The organism is Streptomyces sp. NPDC055140, from assembly GCF_053607285.1.
This window is the reverse complement of record NZ_JBSGTG010000019.1, coordinates 94,647-119,320: the sequence shown is the minus strand read 5'-3', so window position 1 is coordinate 119,320 and position 24,674 is coordinate 94,647. Positions and strand designations below refer to the sequence as shown.

General features: G+C 69.9%; 20 protein-coding genes and 1 pseudogene. 12 read left to right on the top strand and 9 right to left on the bottom strand.

Annotated features, from left to right (window positions below):
• Positions 1–19: 19 nt before the first annotated feature.
• From ACWFR4_RS31170 to ACWFR4_RS31155, 4 genes are all read left to right on the top strand, one after another.
• Positions 20–832: an SDR family oxidoreductase gene (locus ACWFR4_RS31170; protein ID WP_383112018.1), complete on the top strand. Its 813-nt coding sequence runs from the start codon at positions 20–22 to the stop codon at positions 830–832.
• Between the two features lie 150 nt (positions 833–982).
• Positions 983–2,032 carry a phosphotransferase family protein gene (locus tag ACWFR4_RS31165; protein WP_453655542.1) on the top strand — a complete coding sequence of 350 codons (1,050 nt, stop codon included), beginning with the start codon at positions 983–985 and terminating at the stop codon, positions 2,030–2,032.
• 51 nt (positions 2,033–2,083) lie between these two features.
• Positions 2,084–2,401 carry a putative quinol monooxygenase gene (locus ACWFR4_RS31160; protein ID WP_453655541.1) on the top strand — a complete coding sequence of 106 codons (318 nt, stop codon included), beginning with the start codon at positions 2,084–2,086 and terminating at the stop codon, positions 2,399–2,401.
• 272 nt (positions 2,402–2,673) lie between these two features.
• Positions 2,674–3,927, top strand: a complete 1,254-nt coding sequence (locus ACWFR4_RS31155; RefSeq protein ID WP_453655540.1) for an RNA-guided endonuclease InsQ/TnpB family protein — start codon at positions 2,674–2,676, stop codon at positions 3,925–3,927.
• Between the two features lie 26 nt (positions 3,928–3,953).
• Here the strand turns inward: ACWFR4_RS31155 and ACWFR4_RS31150 are convergent, their stop codons facing one another.
• A complete protein-coding gene (locus ACWFR4_RS31150) occupies positions 3,954–5,153 on the bottom strand; it encodes an acetyl-CoA C-acyltransferase (protein ID WP_453469016.1) in 1,200 nt (399 codons plus the stop codon).
• A 271-nt stretch (positions 5,154–5,424) separates the two neighbouring features.
• Between ACWFR4_RS31150 and ACWFR4_RS31145 the strand changes: the two genes are divergently transcribed.
• Entirely contained in the window at positions 5,425–5,937 is a 513-nt protein-coding gene (locus tag ACWFR4_RS31145; RefSeq protein WP_453469015.1) for a MaoC family dehydratase, read from the top strand.
• A gap of 156 nt (positions 5,938–6,093) precedes the next feature.
• Here the strand turns inward: ACWFR4_RS31145 and ACWFR4_RS31140 are convergent, their stop codons facing one another.
• Entirely contained in the window at positions 6,094–6,621 is a 528-nt protein-coding gene (locus ACWFR4_RS31140; RefSeq protein WP_453655539.1) for a hypothetical protein, read from the bottom strand.
• Positions 6,622–6,698: 77 nt separating this feature from the next.
• Here ACWFR4_RS31140 and ACWFR4_RS31135 point away from each other — a divergent pair.
• The 3 genes and pseudogenes from ACWFR4_RS31135 to ACWFR4_RS31125 form a co-directional block, all read left to right on the top strand.
• Positions 6,699–6,983 (top strand): annotated as a pseudogene (locus ACWFR4_RS31135) (ATP-binding cassette domain-containing protein); the annotation flags it as partial.
• 112 nt (positions 6,984–7,095) lie between these two features.
• Positions 7,096–8,250, top strand: a complete 1,155-nt coding sequence (locus tag ACWFR4_RS31130) for a hypothetical protein (RefSeq protein WP_453655538.1) — start codon at positions 7,096–7,098, stop codon at positions 8,248–8,250.
• A gap of 139 nt (positions 8,251–8,389) precedes the next feature.
• Positions 8,390–9,898 (top strand): carotenoid oxygenase family protein, encoded by a 1,509-nt coding sequence (locus tag ACWFR4_RS31125; protein ID WP_453655537.1) that lies wholly within the window; start codon positions 8,390–8,392, stop codon positions 9,896–9,898.
• Positions 9,899–9,915: 17 nt separating this feature from the next.
• Here the strand turns inward: ACWFR4_RS31125 and ACWFR4_RS31120 are convergent, their stop codons facing one another.
• Complete coding sequence (locus ACWFR4_RS31120) at positions 9,916–12,873, bottom strand: AfsR/SARP family transcriptional regulator (RefSeq protein ID WP_453655536.1); 2,958 nt, start codon at positions 12,871–12,873, stop codon at positions 9,916–9,918.
• A 208-nt stretch (positions 12,874–13,081) separates the two neighbouring features.
• Between ACWFR4_RS31120 and ACWFR4_RS31115 the strand changes: the two genes are divergently transcribed.
• Positions 13,082–13,522: a universal stress protein gene (locus ACWFR4_RS31115; RefSeq protein ID WP_453469522.1), complete on the top strand. Its 441-nt coding sequence runs from the start codon at positions 13,082–13,084 to the stop codon at positions 13,520–13,522.
• Here ACWFR4_RS31115 and ACWFR4_RS31110 read toward each other — a convergent pair.
• The 4 genes from ACWFR4_RS31110 to fae all read right to left on the bottom strand — a co-directional run bounded on the left by ACWFR4_RS31110 (position 13,494) and on the right by fae (position 17,508).
• Entirely contained in the window at positions 13,494–14,771 is a 1,278-nt protein-coding gene (locus tag ACWFR4_RS31110; RefSeq protein ID WP_453655535.1) for a hypothetical protein, read from the bottom strand. The two genes, ACWFR4_RS31115 and ACWFR4_RS31110, sit on opposite strands and share 29 nt — an antisense overlap.
• 178 nt (positions 14,772–14,949) lie before the next feature.
• Entirely contained in the window at positions 14,950–15,759 is an 810-nt protein-coding gene (locus ACWFR4_RS31105) for a DUF4389 domain-containing protein (RefSeq protein WP_453655534.1), read from the bottom strand.
• A gap of 181 nt (positions 15,760–15,940) precedes the next feature.
• Complete coding sequence (locus ACWFR4_RS31100) at positions 15,941–16,876, bottom strand: NAD(P)-dependent oxidoreductase (RefSeq protein WP_453655533.1); 936 nt, start codon at positions 16,874–16,876, stop codon at positions 15,941–15,943.
• 83 nt (positions 16,877–16,959) lie between these two features.
• On the bottom strand, positions 16,960–17,508 hold the full coding sequence (gene fae, locus ACWFR4_RS31095) for a formaldehyde-activating enzyme (protein ID WP_453469497.1): 549 nt from the start codon (positions 17,506–17,508) through the stop codon (positions 16,960–16,962).
• A 329-nt stretch (positions 17,509–17,837) separates the two neighbouring features.
• Here fae and ACWFR4_RS31090 point away from each other — a divergent pair, with 329 nt between their 5' ends.
• The 3 genes from ACWFR4_RS31090 to ACWFR4_RS31080 all read left to right on the top strand — a co-directional run bounded on the left by ACWFR4_RS31090 (position 17,838) and on the right by ACWFR4_RS31080 (position 21,736).
• Positions 17,838–18,608, top strand: coding sequence for an IclR family transcriptional regulator (locus ACWFR4_RS31090; protein ID WP_453655532.1), 771 nt, complete (start codon positions 17,838–17,840; stop codon positions 18,606–18,608).
• A gap of 263 nt (positions 18,609–18,871) precedes the next feature.
• The gene (locus ACWFR4_RS31085) at positions 18,872–20,353 is read left to right on the top strand and encodes an NAD-dependent succinate-semialdehyde dehydrogenase (protein WP_453655531.1); all 1,482 of its coding nucleotides are present in this window, start codon (positions 18,872–18,874) and stop codon (positions 20,351–20,353) included.
• Between the two features lie 42 nt (positions 20,354–20,395).
• Positions 20,396–21,736, top strand: a complete 1,341-nt coding sequence (locus ACWFR4_RS31080) for an MFS transporter (protein ID WP_453655530.1) — start codon at positions 20,396–20,398, stop codon at positions 21,734–21,736.
• A 646-nt stretch (positions 21,737–22,382) separates the two neighbouring features.
• On the opposite strand, the gene ACWFR4_RS31075 is transcribed toward ACWFR4_RS31080, so the two are convergent.
• A complete protein-coding gene (locus tag ACWFR4_RS31075; RefSeq protein ID WP_453469297.1) occupies positions 22,383–23,465 on the bottom strand; it encodes a tartrate dehydrogenase in 1,083 nt (360 codons plus the stop codon).
• A 237-nt stretch (positions 23,466–23,702) separates the two neighbouring features.
• Positions 23,703–24,617: a LysR family transcriptional regulator gene (locus ACWFR4_RS31070; RefSeq protein WP_453469298.1), complete on the bottom strand. Its 915-nt coding sequence runs from the start codon at positions 24,615–24,617 to the stop codon at positions 23,703–23,705.
• Positions 24,618–24,674 lie beyond the last annotated feature (57 nt).

The window sequence follows — 24,674 nt, the reverse complement described above, 5'->3', positions numbered from 1 at the left end:
CAACTGAACGGGAGAGTTCGTGCAGATCAACGGGAAAGTCGCGATCGTCACGGGAGCGGCGGGCGGCATCGGCGCTGCCATCGCCCAGCGCCTCCTGGAACACGACGCTCAAGGCGTCCTGCTGACGGACCTCGACGCCGGTCGCCTGGAGGCGACGGTCAAACTGCTGGCCGGTTCGCACGGCGAGCGGGTCGGGGGAGTGGCGGGCAATGCCGCGTCGACGGCGGATCTGGAGCGGATCGTCGATGCGGCCGAGGAGCGGTTCGGACCGGTCGACCTGTACTTCGCGAACGCCGGGGTCGGCGGTGGCGCGGGGCTCGACGCGAGCGAGGAGGAGTGGAGCCGGTCGCTCGACGTCAATGTGATGGCGCACGTGCGAGCCGCGAAGCTGCTGGTGCCACGCTGGGTCGAGCGCGGCGCCGGCTACTTCTTCAGTACGGCCTCGGCCGCCGGCCTGCTCACACAGATCGGCTCCGCGACGTACTCCGTCAGCAAGCACGGCGCGGTGGCGTTCGCCGAGTGGCTCTCGGTGACGTACGGGGACAGCGGAGTGCGGGTGAGCTGCCTGTGCCCGCAGGGGGTCGAGACCGAACTGCTCATGTCCGGCACCCGGTCGGACGATCCGGTCGAACGCGCAGCGGCACGCGCCGTGCTGGACTCCGGCGAGCTGCTGCGGCCGCTCGACGTCGCCGACCACGTGATGGAGGCGGTCGGGGACGAACGGTTCCTCGTCCTTCCGCACCCGCAGGTACTCGACTTCTACCGCCACAAGGGCAGCGACTACGACCGGTGGCTGCGCGGCATGCGGCGCTATCAGGATGCGGTGAAGTGAGCTGAGACAGCACATCGGTGCTGCGCACCGCCCGTGCCTCATGAGCGCGGCCCTCGCGTGGACCTCGCGCCGGGTGGCCGTCGGTGAAACCGTAAGACACATGACCGTTGGAGGATTCGTGTTCGAGCTGTCCCACGGCCCGGGCGCCGTATGAAGTCCGTCGACGCCCACGCCGGAGCGCCGGCGGGCACCGACCTCGGCACGCTCGCCCGATGGCTGGGCGAGCGGGGCGAGCACGTGACCGGTCCGCTCACCGCCCGGCGCATCGGCCTCGGCCAGAGCAACCTCACCTACCGCGTCGACGACGCCGAAGGCCACTGCTGGGTGGTCCGCCGTCCGCCGCTCGGCACCCTGCTTCCCACCGCCCACGACATCGGGCGCGAACACCGCATCCTGGCGGCACTCACCGGCACCCAGGTCCCCGTACCCGCCGTGGTCGGCCTCTGTGACGATGACGGCGTGCACCACCTGGTGATGGAGCACGTCGACGGGATCGTGCTCGACGGCCTCGACGTGGCCAAGGCCCTGCCCACTCCGGTGCGTGCGGGCCTGGGGCCGTCGCTGACACGCACCCTCGCCGCGATCCATGCGGTGGACCTGGAGAAGACAGGCCTGCACGACCTCGCCAGCCACCGGCCCTACGCCGAACGGCAGTTGAAGCGATGGTCCCGGCAGTGGGAACAGAGCCGCACCCGAAACCTGCCCGCCCTCGACCGGCTCACCGAGCTGCTCCGCCGCCGCGTCCCCGAGCGGCAGAGCCTCGTCCTGGTCCACGGAGACCTGCACGTCCGCAACGTGATCTGCTCGCCGGACACCGGCACCGTACGCGCCGCGCTCGACTGGGAGCTGTCGACGCTCGGCGACCCGATGGCCGACCTGGGCACCCTGCTCGCCTACTGGCCCGAGCCCGGCGAAGTCCCGGCGGATCGCCCCGCACTCGGCGTCACGGCACTGGAAGGCTTCGCCCGACGCGACGAGCTCATCCAGAGCTATGCCGGGTCGAGCGGCCGCGACATCGGACCGGAGCTCGCCTTCTGGCACGTACTCGCCGTGTGGAAGGTGGCGGTCATCGGCGAAGGCGTCCTGCGACGCGCCCTCGACGAGCCACGCAACGCCGCGGAGGGCGGCCCGCCCAGCACCGCCTACATCGACCAGATGGTCGACCAGGCCTGGGCACTGGCCACCCACTACGGCCTCTGACACGGCGCCATGCGCCGCCGGCCCATCGCCCGACTCAAGGAGAGGCACCCCATGTCGTACGTCGTCATCGCCACCATGATCGCCAAGCCCGGCCAGGAGGAACTCGTCGAGAAGACACTGCGGGAAGCCGCGGCCGATGTGCACGCGGAGCCGGGGTGCGCCCGCTGGGCCCTGCACCGCAAGACCGGCACCACCGGGCACTTCGTCATGGTCGAGAAATGGGAGTCCAAGGAAGCGCTCCACACCCACGGCAAGGGCGCCGCGCTCGCGGGGATCGGACGCGCACTGAAGGACGCGCTGGAGGGACCGGCGGATGTCGCCGTCTTCGACGCGCTTCCGGTGGGAGACGCCGAGAAGGGCGCGCTGTAGACACGCGCGATCGCGTCGGCCACGCGTGGTCCGTACGTGCTGATGGCTCCGGTGCCCGTGGCGGGCGGCACGTGCACCGGAGCCGTTCAGCGTGCTCTTGCGAGGAACCCCGGGGGTTCACCCCCGGGAGGAATCGCATCCGGTGACGGCGATGCGGAGCATCGCCGCGGCAACGGGCGCGGAGCGCACGCAAGAAGCCGGGCCGCAGTGCCCGGTGAGGAATGTGCGCTGTTCGAATGCCGGTGCGTCGGGTGGCGGGTAGCGTCACGGTCGTGAAGTTGACCGTGCAGGTGAAACTCCTGCCGACGCCCGTGCAGGCGGCGGCACTTGAGGAAACCCTGCATGCCTGCAACGAGGCCGCGACCTGGGTGTCGTCCGTGGCGTTCGAGAAGGACATCAAGCGCAACTTCGCCCTGCGTGAGCACACCTATACGGCGGTCAAGGACCGGTGGGGGCTCGGCGCTCAGGCGGCCCAGCATGTCATCAAGAAGACGTGCGACGCCTACCGCACGCTCAAGGCGAACCTGAAGGCGGGGAACCTCGGCAGGCCCTCCTCCAAGCGCTACCGGCGCGCAGTCGAGAAACCGATCGCTTTCCGCCCGGTGGGCGCGCAGCCGTATGACGACCGGATGCTGTCCTGGCAGTACACGGAGCGTACGGTGTCGATCTGGACGCTGTCGGGCCGGATGAAGGGCGTGGCGTTCACCGCCGCTCCCGAGCATGTGGCGCGCTTGGCGCTGTGCCGCAGGGGCGAGTCCGATCTGTTGTTCCGTGACGGGATGTGGTTCCTGATCGCGACCTGCGAGGTTCCCGAGGCCGAACTCAACACCAGCGTGGTGGAGTTCCTGGGGGTCGATCTGGGGATCGTGAACATCGCGACCACCTCGGACGGTCAGATCATGGCCGGGCGTCGGCTGAATCGTGGGCGCATGCGCGAGCGCACCTTGCGGCAGAAGCTCCAGCGTAAGAACACCCCGTCCGCCAAACGCCGGTTGAAGAGGCGGCGTCGTAAGGAGGCGCGGCGGGCGCGGGACATCAACCACAAGATCGCGAAGCATGTGGTGGCCGAGGCAGAACGCACCGGTCGCGGTATCGCTCTGGAAGACCTCACGGGCATCCGCGCACGGGTACGGCTTCGCAAGCCCCAACGGGCCACCCACTCCTCCTGGGCTTTTGCCCAGCTCGGCCAGTTCATCGCGTACAAGGCCCGCAAGGCGGGGGTACCGGTGGTGCACGTCGATCCGGCATACACCTCCCGCACCTGCGCCGAATGCGGGCACATCGACAAGGCGAACCGGGCCAGTCAGGCCCGCTTCGTATGCCGGTCCTGCGGATTCGTTGATCACGCAGACCGTAACGGCTCCCGCAACATCCGCCACCGCGCGGAAGAGTTGTGGCGACGCGGGGCGCAGTCAACCGCCCCAGACCCACCCCCGAACACCGAGTGTGGGACAGGACGCAAACCCAGCACCACAGCCAGTGGCGCCCGTTGTGCAAGCCCGGGACTTTCAGTCCCGGGTCGTTGACAACCTCTCAGAAACCCTCGGACCCGTCAGAGCACCTCGAAGAGCCCGGCGGCCCCCATCCCACCGCCGATACACATGGTGATCACCACATGGCGGACACCGCGCCGCCGCCCCTCCACGAGCGCGTGGCCGACCAGGCGGGCTCCGGTCATGCCGTACGGATGGCCGACCGCGATCGCGCCACCGTCGACATTGCACCGGTCGGGATCGATGCCGAGCGCGTCCCGGCAGTGCACCGCCTGGGAAGCGAACGCCTCGTTGAGTTCCCACAGGCCGATGTCGTCGACCGAAAGCCCGTGTTCCTTGAGGAGCTTGGGGATCGCGAACACGGGCCCGATGCCCATCTCGTCGGGCCCGCACCCGGCCACGGCCATCCCGCGGTACGCCCCGAGCGGCTCGAGCCCGCGCCGCTCGGCCTCCGCGGCCTCCATCAGGACCGACGCCGACGCCCCGTCCGAGAGCTGGGACGAATTGCCCGCCGTCACCGTCGAGACGGCTCCCGCGGCGCCGTCCGGCAGCACCGCCTTCAACGTGCCGAGACCGTCAAGGGTCGTACCGGGCCGATTGCCCTCGTCGGTGGTGAGCGTGACCTGCTCCCGGCGCACCTCACCGGTCGCCTTGTCCTGTACGAGCTTGGTCGTGTCCAGTGGCACGATCTCCGCGTCGAACCGGCCCGCCTCCTGCGCGGCGGCCGTCCGCGCCTGGGACAGCAGCGCGAACGCGTCCTGCCGTTCACGGCTGACCCCGTACCGCTGCGCGACGATCTCGGCGGTCCGGAGCATCGGGAAGTACAGGTCCGGGCGGTGCTCGGTGAGCCAAGGGTCCTGCGCGCGATAGGAGTTGGCGTGTTCGTTCTGCACGAGCGAGATGGACTCCGCGCCACCGCCCACGGCGATCTGCATGCCGTCGTGGACGATTTGCTTCGCCGCCGTGGCGATGGCCATGAGCCCCGACGAGCACTGCCGGTCGATCGTCATGCCGGGCACGGAGTCGGGTATCCCGGCGCGCAGAATCGCCTGCCGTGCCAGGTTGAAACCGCTGGCGCCCTGCTGCGCGGCGACGCCGATGACAACGTCCTCGATCTCACCGCCCTCCAGGGCGGCACGCTCGACGGCAGCCGCGAGCACATGGGCCGTGAGTTGCTGGGGCTGAGTGTCGTTGTAGGCGCCGCGGTAGGCCTTGGCGATGGGGGTGCGGGCGGTCGAAACGATGACGGCTTGCCTCAAGGGTGCTCCAGGTGTCTGTTGAGCCGTTCGGCATGGGGATGGGTAACTGCGGTGCAGGGGAGCGGCGTTGAGGGCTGCCTCTTCCGCCGAGCGGCGCAGTCCCACCAGTCTGGGGATGTGAACATATCGGTATTGACGTCGGATTCAAGTCCTACTGAGCGTGCCGCCTGCGGCAGATGGCGTCAAGGAGTGATGTGATCCGGTCCAGATATTGAAGCCGGATTCATCTTCGAATACCGTCGTCGGCGTCCCCCGGATTCCAGGAGCTGCCATGACCGAGACCGCGGCCCAGCTGCGCCCGACGACCGTCGAAGATCTGGTGAACCTCATCGGCACCGAGATCGGCCCGACCCAGTGGCACGCCGTGACACAGGAACGGATCAACGCCTTCGCCGACCTGACCGGCGATCACCAGTGGATCCATGTCGATCCCGAGCGTGCGGCGCAGAGCCCGTTCGGATCGACCATCGCGCACGGTCTGTACAGCCTGTCGCGAGGTCCGCGCTTCATGGAGGAGCTGATGGCGTTCGACGGCTTCGCGCACAGCCTCAACTACGGCTACAACAGAGTCCGGTTCATCCATCCGCTGCCGGTGAACTCGCGTATCCGGATGCGCGGGACGTTCCTGTCGGTCGACGTGGTGAAGCCCGGACAGGTCAACGTCGTGACGCAGATGACCATCGAGGCGGACGGCATCGACAAGCCGATCGTCGTCGCCGAGTCGATCGGCCGCTTCACCGAGCACGCGCGGGGCGAGGGTGGGGCGCAGGGGGTGACCGTGTGAGTGCCGAGCGGGAGTGCGGCAACCCTGCCGTCCGGTCCAGCTGTGCCAGAACGGTATCCGGCATGTGACTACGTAGAAGAGGGATCAGCAGGCCGGACGCCGACGATGGTGCGGCGGCCGGCCGACTATGACTGCGTGCGGTACGGGTCGGAGACCCTAGGCCGCCCACTCCCGCAACAGCTGCTCCCGCTGTGAGCTCCGAGGCGATCCGCCCTCCCACGCGCGGCCCCACGCCGACATCGCCGCCAGCGTCGTCTCCATCGTCGCGGCGCCCTGCGTGAGGCGGGACAGCAGGGTGAGGGAGAGGTTGACCTCGGTCTGGGGGTAGCCGATGGCCGCGGCGACGTAGGCCGCCAACTCGTGGTCGCCGCCGGTTGATTCCACGTGCACGGTCATGAGCGGCGGGGCGTCTTCCAGTCGGCCGGAGCTCACAGGCAGCGCCAGCTCCGTCACCGCGCTCAGAGCCAGGTCCTTGACCACGCCGACCCGCCGCATCAGGGACTTCACGGGGACGTCCGCCACCGTCAGGGCGGTCACGTCCTCCCACAGGTGGAGGCCGGGCTGTCTGTCGCCGAGGCCCACCACGCCCTTGGGGGTCAGGCGTACCCCAGGCGCCAGACCGGACGGCTTCGCGCCCACGTACACGTCGCCCTCGGCGATCCAGAAAAGACCCACCATGGCCATGGTTGCTCACTTCCCCCGACGACGGCGCGGCCGTCGTGTCACTTCTCAAACGATCAGGTCGTCCACCGTAACGCGAGATGGGGGCGGGGAGTTCCCACGTCACGGCCCTGCAGGCGCAGGCCGTGAAGTCGGGCGGGGCCGGCGCCGCCGGGCTTGTCGCTGCCGGGGTCACGGTCGCCCACGACGGCGTCGACGTCGTGCACGAGGCCGCACTGCACCTCCCGAAAGGTCGGGTCACAGCGCTGATCGGCCCGAACGGCAGTGGGAAGTCGACCTTGTTGCGTGCCGTCGCCCGCTTGTACCGGGCGCGCACCGGCAGCGTGACCCTGCGCGATGGGGGCGGCGACCCGGTCGACGCACTCATTTGTCCGCCGCAGCGGTACGGCGGGACGTATGCCGTACGAGATCGCCACCCCTTATTCTTCCGCTGATCGCAGCACATGTAGCTGCAAGGGCCAAGGCGGGGGACGACACATGACATATCGGCGCGCGGTGATACCGGCACTGGTCGGAGGCCTGCTCATCACGCTGTTGCTGTGGTGGGCGGGGGCGAGCACGCACGCACTGCAACTGCGCGGCACCACGAGCGTGTTCGACCCTCAGTCCGTGAGCGAACTCGAACGCTGGCTCGCACCCTGGTCGTACGACTCAACGGCGGAGCTGATGTCCGGCGGGCCCGTGGGCGGAAGCACGGCGATGGGCGGAGACACCCAGTACGCCGATCTGTACAGCACCGCGATGCAGATCAGATTCGTGGCGGTCTTCGTGCTCTTCCTGGCCGGTGCACTGCTCCTGGTCCGCAGGATCCCGCCGACGCAGGGCCGTACGCCGGCCACGTTGCTCGCGCTGTGGGCCTGGGCCCCGGTGGCCGGAACGCTGGCCGTGACCGTCTCCGCGCCGTGGCTGATCGCCTCCAGGGGGCACGGCAGCTACCGGGTCCTGCCGGCATTGGCGAGCGTGATCGCGTCGAGTGGCCCGGTCACGGTGTTCGCTGGACTGTTGACCGCCGTGGTCACGGTGCTCGTGGCGCGTGTCACCGCCAAGGGTGAGGACCCGCTGCCCCGGCACAATGTGCCGCCGCGCGCCGCCCGCATGGCCGCGAGCGTGGGGACAGTGGTGGTCGCGTTGTCGCTGGTGGTCCTCTCGTACCAGTCGGTGGCGGCCTGGATCCAGACCTCGTTCGGCGGCGGGGGAATGCTGTCCGAGCCCGGCGACCTGCTGCGCCAGTGGTTGCTGCTCGGTGGCTGGACGGGCCCAGCGAGCACTGGCCTGGGGGACTGGCTGCTGTACCGAGCCGTCGACGTGCTCATGCTGGCCGTGGTGTGGTGGGCGCTGCGACTGCTGCCCGGCCTGCTCACGCGCGCCACGGTGTCGGCGATGGCGGTGGGTGCGGTCTGCGCAACCGTACTGGGGCTGCTGGCGAGCCAAGTGCTGCACATGGCGATTGACGACACGGCCGGCGTGTACGGGCCTGTGCACCGGTTCTCGGCGCTCGGAGGCGGCGTCCCGGCCGCACTCACCTTTGGCATCGCGGCGGGCCTGGCGGCCGCCGCGACACTGCGGCTTGCCGGGGGCCCCGACACGGGTGACGTTCCTGCCGGCCGAGACACGGCCGACGTTCCGGGGTAGGGCGGGCCCTTGGTGGGGGTGTTGCCGGCACCACCCCCACCCGGGCCTCAGGCCACCTGACTCGCCGTCTGCCGCGCGGCAGGCTTTTCCCAGTACCGGTGAAGAAGCGCCGGGCACCGGCCAAGGACGGGGAAGAGCGATGAGCGGTCACACACGCCGAAGGATTCTCCAGGGAGCGGCATTCGCGGCAGCCGGCAGCGTCGTCGGGGGCTATGGTCCCGGATACCACGCCACCGAGGCAGAGGCCGCCGGCCGCGGAACCGCGGCGGGCGGCGGGCAGTCAACTCCGTTCCTGGAGGGCGCGTTCGCGCCGGTCACCGAGGAACTCACGGCGTTCGGCCTCGAGGTGACCGGCCGGGTGCCGCGTGACCTGGACGGCCGCTACCTGCGTACCGGCCCCAACGCTCTGGGAGTCGAGGACCCGCGGGCCCACCACTGGATGCTCGGGGACGGAATGGTGCACGGGGTGCGGCTGCGCGACGGGCGGGCCGAGTGGTACCGCAACCGGTGGGTGCGTTCCTCGCAGGTGGCACGGAAACTGGGCGAGCCGTACCCGGGCCAGGCGCCGCCGGACGACTTCGCCTGCAACACACACGTCATCCCGTACAAGGGCCGGATCTTGGCCCTCCAGGAGAGCGGACCGCTGCCGTACGAACTGGACGGCGAGCTGAACACGGTGCGGCCCTACGACTTCCGCTCCACGCTGGAGGGCGCGTTCACCGCGCACACCAAGTACGACGCGGCGGCGGACGAACTGCACGCGGTGGCGTACTACCCGACCTGGAACCACGTGCGGCACCTCGTGATCGACGGGACCGGCCGCGTGGCACGGACCACCAGGATCCCGGTCGCGGACGCGCCGATGATGCACGACTTCGCCCTGACCGGGAAGTACGTGGTGATCGTCGACGTCCCGATCACCTTCGACATGGCAGCCGCCGAGGCGGGCGCACTCGTGCCCTACGTGTGGAACCCGAAGCATCCGATGCGGGTGGGGGTGATGCCCCGAAGTGGCGGCGCCACGCGCTGGTTCGAGATCGATCCGGTGTTCTACTCGCACACGCTCAACGCGTACGACCAGGGCGACACCGTCGTCATGGAACTGACCACCATGCCCGCCCCGTTCTACGCCGCGGGCCGGGGCAACGGCGGGCCCTCCACGACCGGTACGCCCACGCTCGACCGCTGGATCATCGACCTGCGTGCGGGCCGTGTGACCAGCACCCGGCTCGACGACCTGCCGCAGGAGTTCCCCCGAGTCAACGAGTCCCTGGTGTCGCGGCGGCACCGTTTCGCGTACGCGGCGAGCGCCGCGGAGATGTGGCGCGCCTACGAAACGGTCGATGGGGTGCCGCCGGACGACAAGTTCACCAACTGCCTCGTCAAGCACGACATGCTGCGCGGCAGCCGGCAGGTGCACCGCTTCCCGCAGGGCGCGGCGGCCGGAGAACCGGTGTTCGTGCCACGCCGCGGGGCACGGGACGAGGACGACGGCTACCTCCTGTCCTATGTGCACAATCCTGATCGCGGAGCGAGCGACTTGGTGATCCTCTCCGCTCAGGACTTCACCGCCCGTCCCCTGGCCCGTATCCACCTTCCGGGCCGGGTACCGCTCGGCTTCCACGGGAGCTGGGTGCCGGATGCGTGAGGCCGGACCCCGGCGTGTCACTGCTCGAGAGTTTCGGAGCGGCTGAGTCCTTCGACCGCCTGCGCGTGCTCTTTTGGATGCCTGGCGGCGCCGGGAATGGCGAGTGCGGTGCTGAACTGGTCTCTCGCAGCGGTGATCTGGCCCGCCGCGTAGTAGGAGCGGCCCAGCCGGCAGCGGATGTCCATCTCATTGCGGTCGTGATCGGGATCGTCCCGTGGTGCCAGAGTCCGGTGCTGTGCGAGAGCCTGCTGGTAGGCGGCCGCGGCGGCGCTCAGGTTTCCTGCGCTGTGCTCTGCCGTACCCAGTCTGGTCAGGGTGAGCGTGTGCAGAGGGACGTCGCCGGTTTCCTGAACGAGGCCGGCCACCTGGCGGAGCAGGGTCTGGGTCCCGGGGCGGTCGAGGTAGAGGTACAGGTCGAAGTTGGACGTGAGGGCCCTGTTGACCGCGCGAGGGTGGCCGATGATCAGGCTGGGGACAAACGCGGCGCGGAAGCAGGCCAGCGCTTCGTCATTGCGCCCCTGGGCGTGGTGGACGAGCCCGAGGGCGAAGGATGCCATCGCGGCGAGCCATTGATCGTCACACTGCTGAGCCAGTTCCAGTCCCGAGGCGAGCCAGGAGGCTCCTTGTCTGCCTCGGTCCGTGCTCGGCCCGGCGGTTCCAAGACCGGCCATGGTTCCCAGTCCGACCAGGGCCCGGGCCTCCTCGCGGCCGTCCTCGCGTTCACGGCTGAGTGCCAGTGCCTGCTTGAGGCAGGTGAGCGCCTCCGGGAAACGGGCCCGGTGCATGAGGGTGAGGCCAAGGCCGTTTCGCAGCGAGAGGTCCATACGCCGGTCGGTGGCCCGGTCCGCTTGCGTGAGCGCGATCTCGAGGGCGGTCTGGCACTCGTGAAACCGGCCCCGGCTGAGAAAGTGGTCGGTCAGGGCCTCGGCGATCCAGCATGCGTGGTCTGCTTCGCCGAACGCCGCGGCGTGTCCGACGACGTCGACGAGCTCCGCGCCGGCCGAGTCCAGCCAGAGGGTTGCGTCCCTCCACTGCGTGAAGGGAGCTCCGGCGGGTTGCGGGCCATTGGGGAAAGCGCCGGAGCCCCAAACGCTGGCGATCCGGCCGGCGTCGAGATGGAGGCGGAGGGCAGCCCTGCGTATGGCGCCGGTCTCGGCGGGCGCGGCTTCGGCCAGCCGCCGCGCATGGACGCGCACCAGGTCGTGCATCCGGTAGCGGCCTGGACGAGGCTGTTGCAGAAGACTCGTGTCCACCAGACTCTCCAGGACCAGTTCGGCATCCTGTGGTGACCAGCCCAGCATCGCCGCCGGTGTCCGCACGTCGAACTCGACCGTCGGTGCCAGACCCAGGGTGCGGAACCCTTGCTGCTGCGTGGGTGAGAGCTGGTCGTACGACAGGCGGAAGGCCGCCTCCACGCTGCGGTCCCCGGCGCTCAGTTCGCCCAGACGGTGCGCGTCGCCTGTCATGCGTTCCACGAGGTACGCCAGGGTCCAGGCCGGGCGGGTCTGCAGCCGCGTACCGGCGATGCGCAGTGCCAGCGGCAGCCCGTCGCACATCCGGGCCAACTCACGTGTCGCCTCGGGTTCCTGGTCGGTGCGCTCCGGCCCGACGATGTGCCGGATCAGGTGCGTCGCGTTGCCGGTGCCCAGAGTGTCCAGGGTGACCCGCCGATCGGCATCCAGTGCGGGCAGGCGCTGCCGACTGGCCACGATCACGCTGCTGCCCGGCCCGGACGGCAGCAGCGGTTGGATCTGCTGCGTGCCCAGAGCATCGTCGAGCACGAGAAGAAGCCGCAGCGAGCTGGTTGCCGTGCGCCAGTGAGTCATGAGTTCGTCGAGGTCGTTCGGCACCTCGCGGTCGTCCGCGCCGATGGAGCGCAGCAATCGCCTCAGCACTCGCTGCGGCGACAGTTTCTGACGCGCCGTGCTGTGCGCGTGCAGGTCCACGAACAGGCAGCCGTCCGGGTAACGGTCGCGGATCTGCTGAGCCGTGCGTACGACGAGCGCGGTCTTGCCGACCCCCGCCGGACCGTCCACCGCGACGACGGAGACGGAGTCGGGGTTACAGGGCGCCGTCAGGAGCGCCAGTTCGTCCTCACGCCCGACGAGCTGCCCGGTGTCGCCGGGCAGCTGATTGACGGTGGGACGGAGCCGCGACCGGTCCGGCGCATTGGCCTGGCCCGCCGCGGGACCGAGGAGATAGGCGTTGTCCTGGCGCAGGACGGCGTCGTGGATCCGGGTGAGCTCCTCACCGGGATCGACGCCGAGCTCGTCGCGCAGCCGTACGCGCAAGTCCTCATAGGCGTTCAGCGCCTCTCCTTGGCGCTTGCAGCTGTACAGGGCGCGCATCCGCAACGCCATCAGCGATTCGTCGTACCGATCGGACTCGGGCAGGCAGGCCAGGTCGTCCAGGGCATCAGCGAACCGGCCGAGCAGAACCAGACATTCGAGCCGGGCCAGCCGGAGCGTTCGCCGGCGCTCGAGCAGACGTTGCCGCTCGGCCTGCGCGAAGGGTCCGGGCAGGTTGGCCAAGGGCTCGCCCTGGAAAAGCGTGAGCGCTGCCGACAGCTGGTCCGCGGCGGTGGACAGATCGCCCGACGCCTTTGTACGCAGCGCCTCGTCACTCCGTTCGGCCAGGTCCGTCACATCGAGACGGACGTAGTCGGCCGCGCAGCGGTACCAGCCTTTGCCGCTGAGGATCACCGACTCTGCGGGCCGGGTGCCTGCGGCGTCGAGTGCTCTGCGCAGCGGATTGACGTGACTGGCCAGCACCTTGTGACCGGTTGCGGGAGGATCGGCCCCCCACACTCCGTCGAGCAGCCGCTCATGGCTCACCACGGCTCCGTGGCGGAGCAACAACGCGGCGAGCACTGCCTGCCGTTTGGCCGGCCCCAGGTCCAAGGGCGTCTCGCCCCGCCAGGCGCGTAACGGCCCGAGCACCTCGATGCGAAGCCGCTGAGGCGGTCTCCCGTCCACCCCCAACCTCCACTCCCTTACATCATCGGAAATTCGTCAGCATTGCAGCACGCCCGGCCAGGACGGCGGACACTACATCGCACAATCCGCACAACTGCAGATGGTGCGAGCGACCGAAGTGGAGCCCGCGGCACACAGCTCGCCTCGCGTGGCGGTGTGTACGGGTTTCGGACACTGTGGAGGTAAAGGTGTCGGAAGGGTGAACGCGATGGACAGGGTGCCGAGGATCGTAGTGGGCGTCGATGGTTCGCCCTCTTCGCAGGCCGCGCTGCGCTGGGCGGTTCGGTACGCGCGCCTGGTGGGCGGGAGGGTGGAGGCGGTCTCGGCGTGGGAGGTACCCGGTATGGCGTCGTGGTCGGCGCCGGCGGTGGACACCGAATTCGACGAGGGCGAGGCCGAGCGGGGTCTGGTCGAGGAGGTCCGTGCCGTCCTCGGCGAGGAGAGCGGCTCCCTGGTGCACGAACGGCTGGTGCGTGGCAATGCGGCCGACGTGTTGGTGGATTCGGCCGAGGGTGCCGAGATGCTGGTCGTGGGCGGCCGCGGCCACGGAGGCTTCCGACGGGCGCTGCTCGGTTCGGTGAGTCAGCAGGTGGCGCAGCACGCTCCGTGCCCGGTGACGATCATCCGGCCGGACGTGCCTGTCGAGTGACCTCCCGCCCGTTGTGCTGGTCGGCCTCACCCAGGTGGCTCAGGGCTTGGCGGAAGTCATCGAGGGCGGGCCCGAACTCGCGGGCCGCGGTGTGAAAGGTCGATCGGTCGATCAGGACCTTGGCCAGTGTGCGGGGACCGTCTGCCGGGTCCTGCCGCGACAACTGGCGGGCCAGGCTGACTCCTTCGTCGAACAGAGGGCGCACTCGCTCCGCGAACAGATGGGTGCACTGTTCCCAGTAGACAGCGGAGCGGACGGTGAGGACTCGGTGAAGCCGCACCAGTTCGGCCAAGTGCTGATCTGGATCTTCAGCGGCTCGCAGGGCCAGGCTGTCCACCTCTTCGCGCAGAGTGATACGGCTGTCGAAGTAGCGCTGCTTGACATCGGGAGTCCACATCATGGGCGTTGATCCCGAAGGGAAGCGCGGTTCACCGGACGCCTGCCGCTGTGTGTCGGCGCCGTAGAAGGGCAGCAGGACCGCCCAGTAGGTTGCTTGATAGCTGCTCGAGGACCTGCGCTCGCCCGTGGCGGCCAACTCCGTCAGCAAGGCGAGCGCGTCTTGCCGTACGGCAGCGGCCTGTTTGCCTCGGCCGTAGGTGTCGAGCATGTGTGCGTAGCCGAGCAGTGAGTAGAAGTGGCAGGCCATCGGGCTGCGATCGTTCGCGGCCTCGGCCGCTTCCATATCGACGAGTATTTCGAAGGCTGTGAGTGCTTCGCCGGGCCGGCCGGCGGCATCCAGAGCGGCGATCCATTCCAGGAGTGACCAGGCGAGACTCCCGCTGTTGGGCCCGTGGGGCAGAAGTGCCCCGACCCACTCGGTCAGCGCGTCGGCAGCCTCGGCGAAGCGGCCTTCCTCGGAAAGGCCGGCAGCCCAGTCACGCAGCCCCCGGACCCTGGGGTCTCGGGTCAGGTCGGCCTGCGCACGGCCGACGGCGAGCATCTCGGCGCGCATGGCGAGGCCTTCGGTGCGCCGGCCCTGGGCGTAGAGCTCTCTCTGGCAGCTGTCGAGCGCGTCGTACAGAAGGTCCGCACGGGCAGGTTCGGCCGGATCAATGGCCCGCGCCGCGGCCACCGCCTCCTCGCGCAGCGCGAGACAGGCGTCGTGCCGTCGGCCGGAGCCGGTGTCGTAGCTCAGGCGCTGCAGGGCCTTGGCCAACCGGGGCAGGTAAGCGGCGGGGCTGACCTGGGCGAGTACTCGGTAGGCGTCGACTTCCTCGCGCGGAGTGCGGCGTCCGGAAGCGAGCAGCACATTCCGCGCTCGCACTATGTCGTCCTGATCGACGTTCCCCGAATGATTCACAGCGGAGATTTTGGGTGCATCCGAGAGGGCCGAACAAGCCTGGTGACCTGTGCCGTTCGTCCTACGAAAATGCCTTCTGACCTGTCATGATGAGTGTGTCATCGCCTCCTTGACGCTGTGGGACCGGTCAGAAGCGCTCCGGCGCCACGGCGCCGGCCGAGTGATCGGTGATGTTGTCGGCGTAGTCGGAGTCGTAGTCGACGGTGCTGTTGGCGATCTGCCCGACCAGGCCGAGCAGCAGGAACAGCACGACGAGGACCTTGGCCGCGGTGTCGAGCAGCAGCGGCCGAGTGCCCGAGTGGACTTCCTGCGCGGGTACCGGCTCGTCGCCGAAGAGCCGCTTGGGGTAGGCGGGCGTGAGCAGCAAGGTATACGCGTTCAGACGCAGGCTGTACCGGACGACGGCTGCCGTCGCGGCGTACAGCGGAGCGGGCAGGCGCCCCAGGATGAGGGCGATGAGCCAGAACACCCAGCTGATCGTGACCCAGCCGCTGCGGACAAGGGTCGCGATGATGGCTGCGGGAATGAGCAGGATCAGACGGAAGAACACCGCGAGACGGTTGAGCGGGGTGGCGCGGAGCTCGATCTGCACCGGGTATTGAGGGGCCGAGAAGGCGAAGGGCGGGTAGCGGTCGACCAACAGCGTGGCGCTCGCGTTGACCCGAGTCTCGTAAGCCACGACGGAGCCCAGGAACGAGAAGATCCCGTCCGGCAGACGCCCCATGAACAAAGCCGCGAACCAGCCGGCGATCACGACGAAGAACGCCGCGACAGCGAGGAGGAACAGCACCACGAACTGGGGAATCAGAAGCAACCACCGCAGCAGCACGGTCCAGCGTCTCTGACGTTCGGGCGCGGCGACGTCGAGGGCCGGCAGCCACTCGGCGCCGCTTCCCCCGGCGCCGGTCGCGGGTCGCTCGCCCCAGCCTGTCGCCATGAGCACTCCTGATCGTTCCGGTACGGCTGACACCGAAATGCTCTGCCCTCCCGGCCCGGCCCGCGCGGGCACAGAGCCAAACGGAGGCGGCAGGGAGGTGCGGGGGAGCCCATCACCTGGGCCCGGTGCCACACCCGGCACCGGGCCCGAGCGCTACCTCATGCCGCCGAGCCCGCCCCGGTCACACGGCCGCCGGCGTACCCGCCTCCCGTGCCTTGGTCGCCCTGAGCCGGAATTCCTGGCCCGCCAGGGACTCGTACAGCCGGACCGGGCTCATCTCGCCCGCCAGGTCGCCGTGCTGGGCCTTGGAGCGGCGGTAGATCTGCTCGACCAGGGCCGACAGTTCGGTGGAGACGCCGATGTCGCGGCCCAGGTCCACGGCGAGCCCGAGGTCCTTGCAGGCGAGTGCCATGGCGAACGAGTCGTCGTAGTCCCCGTCGGTGAGGATCGACATGATGTCGTTCTCGAGGAAGTTCGAGGCGGCCGGGCTGGCCAGGAGCGCGTTGCGCAGGGTGTCCAGGGCGACGCCCGCCTTCACGCCCATGGCCAGGACCTCGGCGGACGCGGTGAGGTGGGTGAACCACAGCAGGTTGATCATGAGCTTGACCGTGTAACCGGCGCCCAGCGGACCCACGTGGAGGATGCGGGCGGGGTCGCCCATCACCTCAAGGACGGGCAGCGCCACCGCGAAGTCGGTGTCGGAGCCGCCGACGAAGATCTGCAGCTGCCCCGCCTCGGCGCCGTGCGCCATACCGCTCACCGGCGCGTCGAGCCGGCGCACACCTCGCTTGTCGAGCACCTCGACGGCGACCCGGTCGGCGGCGGCCGGCGTGGACGTGGACATGTCGATCCACAGGGACCCGCCGGGCAGCGCCTCGGCGACCGCGCCGCGCAGCAGCACGTCCTCGACGATGCGCGGGTTGGGCAGCATCGTCACCAGCACCTCGGCGTCGCTCGCGCACAGCGCGGCGGTCTCCGCCCACGCGGCACCGAGAGCCACGTGCTCGGCGGCGGCCTCGGGGCGGGTGTCGTGCACCGTCACCTGGTGCCCCGCCTGGATGAGATGACGGGCCATGTGGCCGCCCATGTTGCCCAGACCGATGAATCCGATCCTCATGATCTTTCCTTACTGCAGCGGCGTACGGAGATGTAAGGGAAATGCCGTAAGTGTGGTGCGGGGGTGGGGAGTTGAGCGGACGGTCAGACCTTGGGCGCCGAGTCCGCGAGCTGCTGCGCCGACGGCGTGTAGAACGGGTTGGTGACACCGGACTTTGCCGCGTCGGTCACGTCCCCGACCGTCGGCCGGCCCTCGACGGCGGCGCGCAGAGCCTGGTGTGCGGCGACCCGCTGGTTGCGGAAGGACTCGTCCAGGTCGTCGACGCCCGGGTTGACCCAGATCGCGGCGATGATCAGCAGATCGTCCGCCTCGCCGGCAGGGATGGTGCCGTCGAGCACGGCGTCGGTCACCCCCTGCGCGAGGCCCGCCTGGGCCGAACCCCAGGTGGCCCGCTCGTGCAACTCACCATCGGCGGCTGCCTTGTTGACGAACAGCGTCAGCGGCTTCACCGGCACGGAGGGGCGCACGACCGTCATGAACGGCACATGCCCCGCGCTGGGCGTCGCCAGTGCGGTGGCCCACGCGGTCTCCACCGGACCGCCCTTGCGGCCGAGGACGATGTTGGTGTGCGCGGCGTTGACGCCGTCGCCGACGAAGGCTTCACCGATGAGGGCGGTGGAGGCAAAGGACATGGTGGTGCTCCCGTACGAGGATCAGGGCGGGAAATGGGTGGATCGAGCCAGAGGCGCGTAAGGCCCAACAGGCGGGCACGCCAGCCGAGTTGAAGGGTGTGCCGACCTGTGGCACGAGACGTGGCCCGGACCGGCGGGGCGTACCCCGCCTTCGGTTGGCTGTTCGGCGAAACTAGGTCGCCGCGCGTCCGGCGTGCAAGCCCGCACCGGAAATCGAAACCAGGGTTGCGATGCGCGCAACCCCCCGCGCGCCCCGCCGCTCGGATGCCCGTCTGACCACACTCTGACCAGGCACTTCGGCGGCAGGCCGACGCCCTTACGATGCAAGCGTGAACGAAGCGAACGCCCCCCGGTCCGTCCGCAGCCAGGGCCATGGCCTGCGCCGCGACGTCGATCTCCTCGAAGCCCTCGGCTCGCCCGAGGCCCACCGCACCGGCGGCCTCGGCGTCGTGCGAATAGCCCAGCTGGTGGGACGCGACAAGAGCCAGGTGTCCCGGGCGCTGAAGGCGCTCGCCGACGAGGGCATCGTCGAGCGGGACCCCGACAGCCTGGAGTACCGGCTCGGCTGGCGGCTGTTCTCGCTGGTCGCGCGGACCTCGGAGAGCCGTGTCGTGCGGGTGGCGGGGCCGGTCATGCACCGGTTGGCCGCGGACCTGGAGGAGACCACGCACCTGTGCGTGCTGCACGACAGGGAGGTGCGCACCCTGCTCTCGGTGTCCGGGCATTCCTACCGGCTACGCGAATGGGAGGGCCGCGGCTGCCCCGCCTGGATCACCTCCGCCGGACCGGTGCTCCTGGAGGGCGCCAGCCCGGACGAGCTGTACGTGCGGTTCGGGGCCACGGAAGAGGTGTCGGTGCCCGACCTCTGGACCCGTATCCGGCGGGCCGAGGCCGAGGGATTCGCCCGGGAGGTCGAGGAGTTCGAGCCCGGCCTGGTCGGCGTCTCCGCGGCGGTGCGCGACTTCCGCGGCCGGGTCGTGGCAGCGCTCAACGTCACCGCGCCCACCGAGCGTTTCGCGGCCCGCCTCGACCACGCCGGACAGGCGGCCGCGGCCGCCGCGGCGAAGGTGTCGGCCCAGCTCGGCTGGGAGCCGCGGTAGTAGCCGACAGCACGAGGAGGGGTTGCGCTGAGCGCAACTCGCGTCTCGATCACCGCTGAGACCTTGTTCTCGGCGGTTAACGGCCCGTAAATTCCTCGCATCCCGGCCCCAGCGCGACGGACAGAGACCCCAGAGACGTCCCCGCCCCGCACCGGGCCTGCCCTTCGGCACGCCCTTTTTCGCCGGTCTGCTCGGCAACACTTTCTTCCACCTGCCGGTTCCGTGCGCCCTGAGCGCCCGCGACCCGATGCAAGGAGCAGCCCATGGACATCGATATCGACATCGAAAGCATCGTCAAGTCACCTTATGGAGAAGGGGACTTGTGGATCGGCGGGCAGTGGAGTGCCGCGTCCGACGGTCGCACGTACCCGGTGTACGACCCGGCCACCGGCGAGGTCGTCCGCGAGGTCGGCGCCGCCTCGGCCGCCGACGCGGCCGCCGCCCTCGACGCGGCCTCGGCCGCGGCCGAGCAGTGGCGGCGTACCCCGGCCCGCCGCCGCTCGGAGATCCTCACGGGCGCCTTCCGTCTGATGCACGAGCACAGCGACGCCCTCGCCCGGCTCATCACCCTGGAGAACGGCAAGGCGTACCGCGACGCCAAAGCCGAGGTCGGCTACGCCGCCGAGTTCTTTCGCTGGTTCGCCGAGGAGGCCGTACGCGTCGGCTCGGGTTTCGGCGAGGCACCGGCCGGCGGCTTCCGGCACGTCGTCACCAAGCAGCCCGTCGGCGTCACCGCGTTCGTCACGCCGTGGAACTTCCCCGCCGCGATGGCCACCCGCAAGATCGCGCCGGCCCTCGCCGCCGGCTGCCCCGTAGTCCTCAAGCCTGCCCCCGAGACACCCCTGACCGCGCTGGCCGTCGCCGCGCTGCTCGCCGAGGCCGGACTGCCCGACGGGCTGCTCAACGTCCTGCCGACCGACCGCGCCCCCGAGACCGTCTCCGCATGGCTGGACGACGAGCGTGTGCGCAAGTTCTCCTTCACCGGCTCCACCGCCACCGGCCGCGTCCTGCTGCGCCAGTGCGCCGACCACGTCGTCAACGTGACGATGGAACTCGGCGGCAACGCCCCCTTCGTGGTCCTGGCCGACGCCGACGTCGATGCCGCCGTACGCGGTGCGATGGACGCGAAGATGCGCGGCGGGGGAGAGGTGTGCATCGCCGCCAACCGCTTCTACGTCCACGCCGACGTGGCCGCCGAGTTCACCGAGAAGTTCGGCGCCGCGATGCGAGAGGTGAAGGCCGGACCCGGTCTCGCCGAGGGCGTCACCCTCGGCCCGATGATCAATCCGGCGGCCGTGGAGCGGATCAGCGGCCTGGTCACGGACGCCGTGCAGCGCGGGGCCCGGATCGCCGCGCAGGGCGAGATCCCTGCCGACGGCGGCTGGTACCACCCGGCCACCGTCCTCACCGACGTCCCCGCCGACGCCGAGATCCTGCACGCCGAGGTCTTCGGCCCGGTCGCCCCCATCGTCACCTTCACCGACGAGGAGGAGATGCTCACCGCAGCCAACGACACCGCGTACGGCCTCGCCTCGTACGTCTACACCCGTGACCTGGCCCGCGGCCTGCGGATCGCCGAGCGCCTGGAGGCCGGCATGGTCGGTCTCAACCGCGGCCTGATCTCCGACACGGCCGCCCCTTTCGGCGGCGTCAAGCAGTCCGGCATCGGCCGTGAGGGAGGCCGCGAGGGAATCGAGGCGTTCCTCGAGACCAAGTACGTCGCCCTGGACTGGCCCACCGACTGAGACCCGGCCCGCCCCCCCGCCCCCACAACCTACGGAGTCCCCATGGCAATGACGCCTGTCTCCCAACGCCCCCACGGCGCGCCCGCGGTGGGCAGCCCCCGCGACCGGGCCCGGCTGCACTTCCGCCTGAAGACCGCGACTCAGCTGGGCCAGGGCCTCGACGGCTACGTCATCGGCGGCATCGGCATGGCCATGACCGCGCTCACCGCGGACCTGCACCTGGGCACGGTCGCCCAGGGCCTGGTCGGAGCCTCGCCACTGATCGGCATCTTCTTCGGTGGACCGGTCTTCGGCCGGCTCGCCGACCGCTTCGGGCGCCGCCCCGTCTTCATGGTCGACATGCTGATCTTCCTGATCAGCTCGGTGGCCCAGTTCTTCGTGGCGGACGGTACCCAACTCTTTCTGATCCGCCTGGTGATGGGCCTGGCGATCGGCGGCGAGTACGCGGTGGGCGCACCCCTGCTGTCCGAGTACGCGCCCAGCAAGGGCCGTGGCCGACTGCTCGGCAGCCTGGAGATCAGCTGGTACGTGGGATACGCCCTGGCCACCGTGGTCGGCGCCCTGTTCGCCGAGATGGACGGCGGCTGGCGCTGGTCCCTGTCGAGCGGCGCGGTCATCGCCGTCGTCTGTCTGGCACTGCGCGGGGGCGTGCCGGAGTCGGCACGCTGGCTCCTCAGCAGGGGCCGCACCGAGGAGGCCCGAACGCTCATCGAGCGGTACGGCATCGAGCTCGACGCGGATGCCGAACTCGCCGACAGCGGTGAACAGGGGGGATTCCGGGCGCTGTTCAGCCGCAAGCACCTGCGGGCGACCGTCTTCGCCGGCACGTTCTGGGCGGCGCTCGTGCTGCCGTACTTCGCGATCGGCGCCTTCTGGAGCGAGGTGTTCGAGGCCCTGAACATGGGCGACAACGCGGTCGCCGCACTCCTTGTCTACGCGTTCACCGCGGTCGCGGGCGTCACACTCGGCTGCCTCGTGGTCGAGCGCATCGGCCGCCGCAAGCTCCTGATCCCTCCGTTCTGGATCACCGCGGTCTGCCTCGCCCTGGTGGCGATGTGGCCGGACGTCACGCCCGTCGTGGTGGGCGGCTTCCTGTTCTTCATCTTCCTCAACGCGGCGTCCAGCGCGCTGACGGCGGTGTACCCGCTGGAGGTCTTCCCCACCGCACTGCGCACCACGGGCGTCGGATTCGCGGCAGCGATCAGTCGGGTGGGTGCCGCAATCGGTACGTTCCTGTTGCCGATGGGGCTGGAACATGTGGGCCCGCGATTCGTCCTGCTGGTCGGCGCGGCGGTGCTCGCGCTCGGCGGTCTGGTCTCCCACTTCCTGGCCCCGGAGACCACGGACATGGACTTGGCCCACACGGCGCGCGCGGGACGCTGACCCGCCCTGAACGCTCACCCGACAGGTCGGGGCGTGTCCAGCCTGCCCCCGTCCACGACGGCGCGGTCGTCACGCGCCAGGAGTTGTCGTTCGGATCAGGCCGGGACAACGAGTCCGGGCGTCACCGCGGCGCCGGGCAGGCCCGCACGGAACACTGCCTGCCGGTCGCGGTGACCGTTTGGAGATGCGCCAACTCTCTCGCAAATGCTGTCTCCTGGATGGCTCGCATGTCGAGACTGGCTGTCGGCGTTGTCCGAGCGGCGCGCCGACAGCCGAGCCGCATCGGTCGGTCCCTCTGGCCGCCCGGCTCGGAGTTCTGGAGCATGGGCCTGGACCAGGGAGCGTCGGCGTCGCCGGACTCCGGTCGTAGCCCGAGTTCGCGGAGCCGATTGACCGCCATCATGGCGGTGAACATCGCCTTGGGGTTGGCGCCGCCGACCCACGGGCCAGCGAGGGTTTCCGCGAAGGGGGTGGTGAACTCGCCCGGCCGAACCTGCCTGCTGTCCCCGGTCAGTCTGAGTGCCGCCTCCTGCAGGGCAACGGCCTGTTTCAGCAGCCCGGGTCGCCAACGGAGGCCGCACCGACGAGTACGGGGGTCCCGGGCCGCTGGCGCGAACATGGAACGGCCCGGGACGGTATGGGGGTGTCAGTCGTTCAGGGCGTCGATGAGCGCCTTGACGACATCTTCGGTGGTCGAGGTTCCGCCTACGTCGCGGGTCAGGATGCCCGCCGCGGTCGTGGCCTCGATGGCTCGGTGCAGTCGGGCGGCCTGTTCGGGCAGGCCGAGGTGGTCCAGCATGAGCGCCGCGCTGCCCACCGCGCCGATCGGGTTGGCCAGGCCCTGGCCGGCGATGTCCGGCGCCGAGCCGTGCACGGGCTCGAACATGCTGGGGAAGCGGCGCTCGGGGTTGAGGTTGGCGCTCGCGGCCAGTCCGAGGCTGCCCGCCAGCGCGCTGCCGAGGTCGGAGAGTATGTCCGCGTTGAGGTTGGAGGCGACGACGACCGACAGGTCCTCGGGGCGCAGGACGAACTTCGCCGACATGGCGTCGACGAGGACGCTCTCGGTCTCCACTTCGGGGTAGTCGGCGGCGACGCGCTTGAAGACGTCGTCCCAGAGGACCATGCCGTACTGCTGGGCGTTGCTCTTGGTGACGCTCGAGACCTTGCGCCGGTCGCGGGTGCGGGCGAGGTCGAAGGCGAAGCGCATGATGCGTTCGCATCCGACTTCGGTGAACAGAGCGGACTGGACGGCGACTTCGCCGCCGGGGCCGCGGCCCGCGAGGTTACGTCCGCCCAGGCCGGCGTACTCGCCTTCGCTGTTCTCGCGCACGACGACCCAGTCGAGGTCGGTGTCGTCGGCCTTGCGCAGCGGGCTCTGGACGCCGGGCAGGAAGTGGACGGGGCGGACGTTGGCCCACTGGTCGAAGCTCTGGCAGATCTTCAGGCGCAGGCCCCACAGGCTGATGTGGTCGGGGACAGTGGGCCAGCCGACGGCGCCGAAGTAGATGGCGTCGAAGTCCTTGAGGCGGTCGAGGCCGTCGTCGTCGATCATTTTGCCGGTCTTGGTGTAGTAGTCGCACCCCCAGGGGAACTCCTCCCAGGCGAAGGAGAAGGCGCCGCCCGAGTCCTGGGCCAGCGCGTCAAGCACGGCGCGGCCCGCGGCGACGACTTCCGCGCCGACGCCGTCGGCGGGAATGGCGGCGATCCTGAATATCTGGGGTGTGGTCACAACGGCCTCCGGCGATGAGCGGGCACATGGGGTGCGTGGCTGGACATCCACGAGTCAACACAGGGGCCCGGCATCGCGTCCAAGACCTGCTTTCGATACGACCCATAGCTGCAGCCGATGGGTGGGGCAGCAGGAAAGCGTGAACCACCCGACGGTGTCCGACGGGTGGAACGGGGGCCGTTCAGGAGAGGCCGGCGGTCCACCCGACGGTGGTATGCCGGGTGACACAGTGGCCGTTCAGGCGAGGTCGGCGCGGTCCCCGGCGGTTCGCTGCCTGGCCAGGGACCGGGTCAGGTCCAGGAACGAGCGGGCGGCGGGGGTCAGGTGCGCGGGCAGGCTGATCATGGCGACGTGCAGATGCGCGGTCGGCTCGATGGGTGCGACGGCGGCTCCGCACCGGCGGGCAAGGCGCGTCCAGGCTGCAGGGAGTACGGCGATGCCCACACCGCTCAGAACGAGCGGGAGGATCGACGTGCGGTGGTCGACCACAGCGACGATGTCGGTGTCCGTTCCGGCGGTGGTGATGTCGTCGACGATGGTGCGCATCAGGCTGCCGCGGCGGGACGCTATGAGCTTGCGCCCGGCGAGGTCTTCCGGGCGCAGGGGGACGGCGTCCTGGATCTCCCCTCCCGGCGCGGAGACGGCGACGAACGGCTGGACCTCGACGGACAGGACTTCGATCCCCGGGACGTCGACCGGGCTGGCCGCTCCGAGCAGGCCGAGTTCACAGGCGCCGCTGCGCACGAGAGCGATCACTTCTTCGGGTGTGAACGCGGCCTGCGTGCTGACCCTCAGTGAGGGGTGCAGCTCGGTGAAGCGCTGGACCAGTGTGGTCAGCGGCTCGATGCCGGGGGACGGCATGACCGCTATCTCGACGGTCCCGCCGTGCAGCCCCGACAGTGCCGCCGCCTTCTCACGCACGGCATTGAGATCCCGTAGAACCCGTCGGCTGGGCTCCAGGAGCTCGGCGCCGGCCTCACTGAGCACCACGCCACGGCCCAGCCGGTGGAAGAGGGAGACACCCAGATCGGACTCCAGGTTCGCCATCGCCTGCGACAAGGAGGGCTGCGCGACATGGAGCGCGGCCGCCGCCTTGCTGAATCCCCCGTGCTCCACGATCGCGAGGAAGTACTCGAGTTGCCGGGCGTCCACGGCGCCTCCCCGACCCGTAGACGACAAAGCAATAGCCGCAGCCTATCGGTCAGGTCG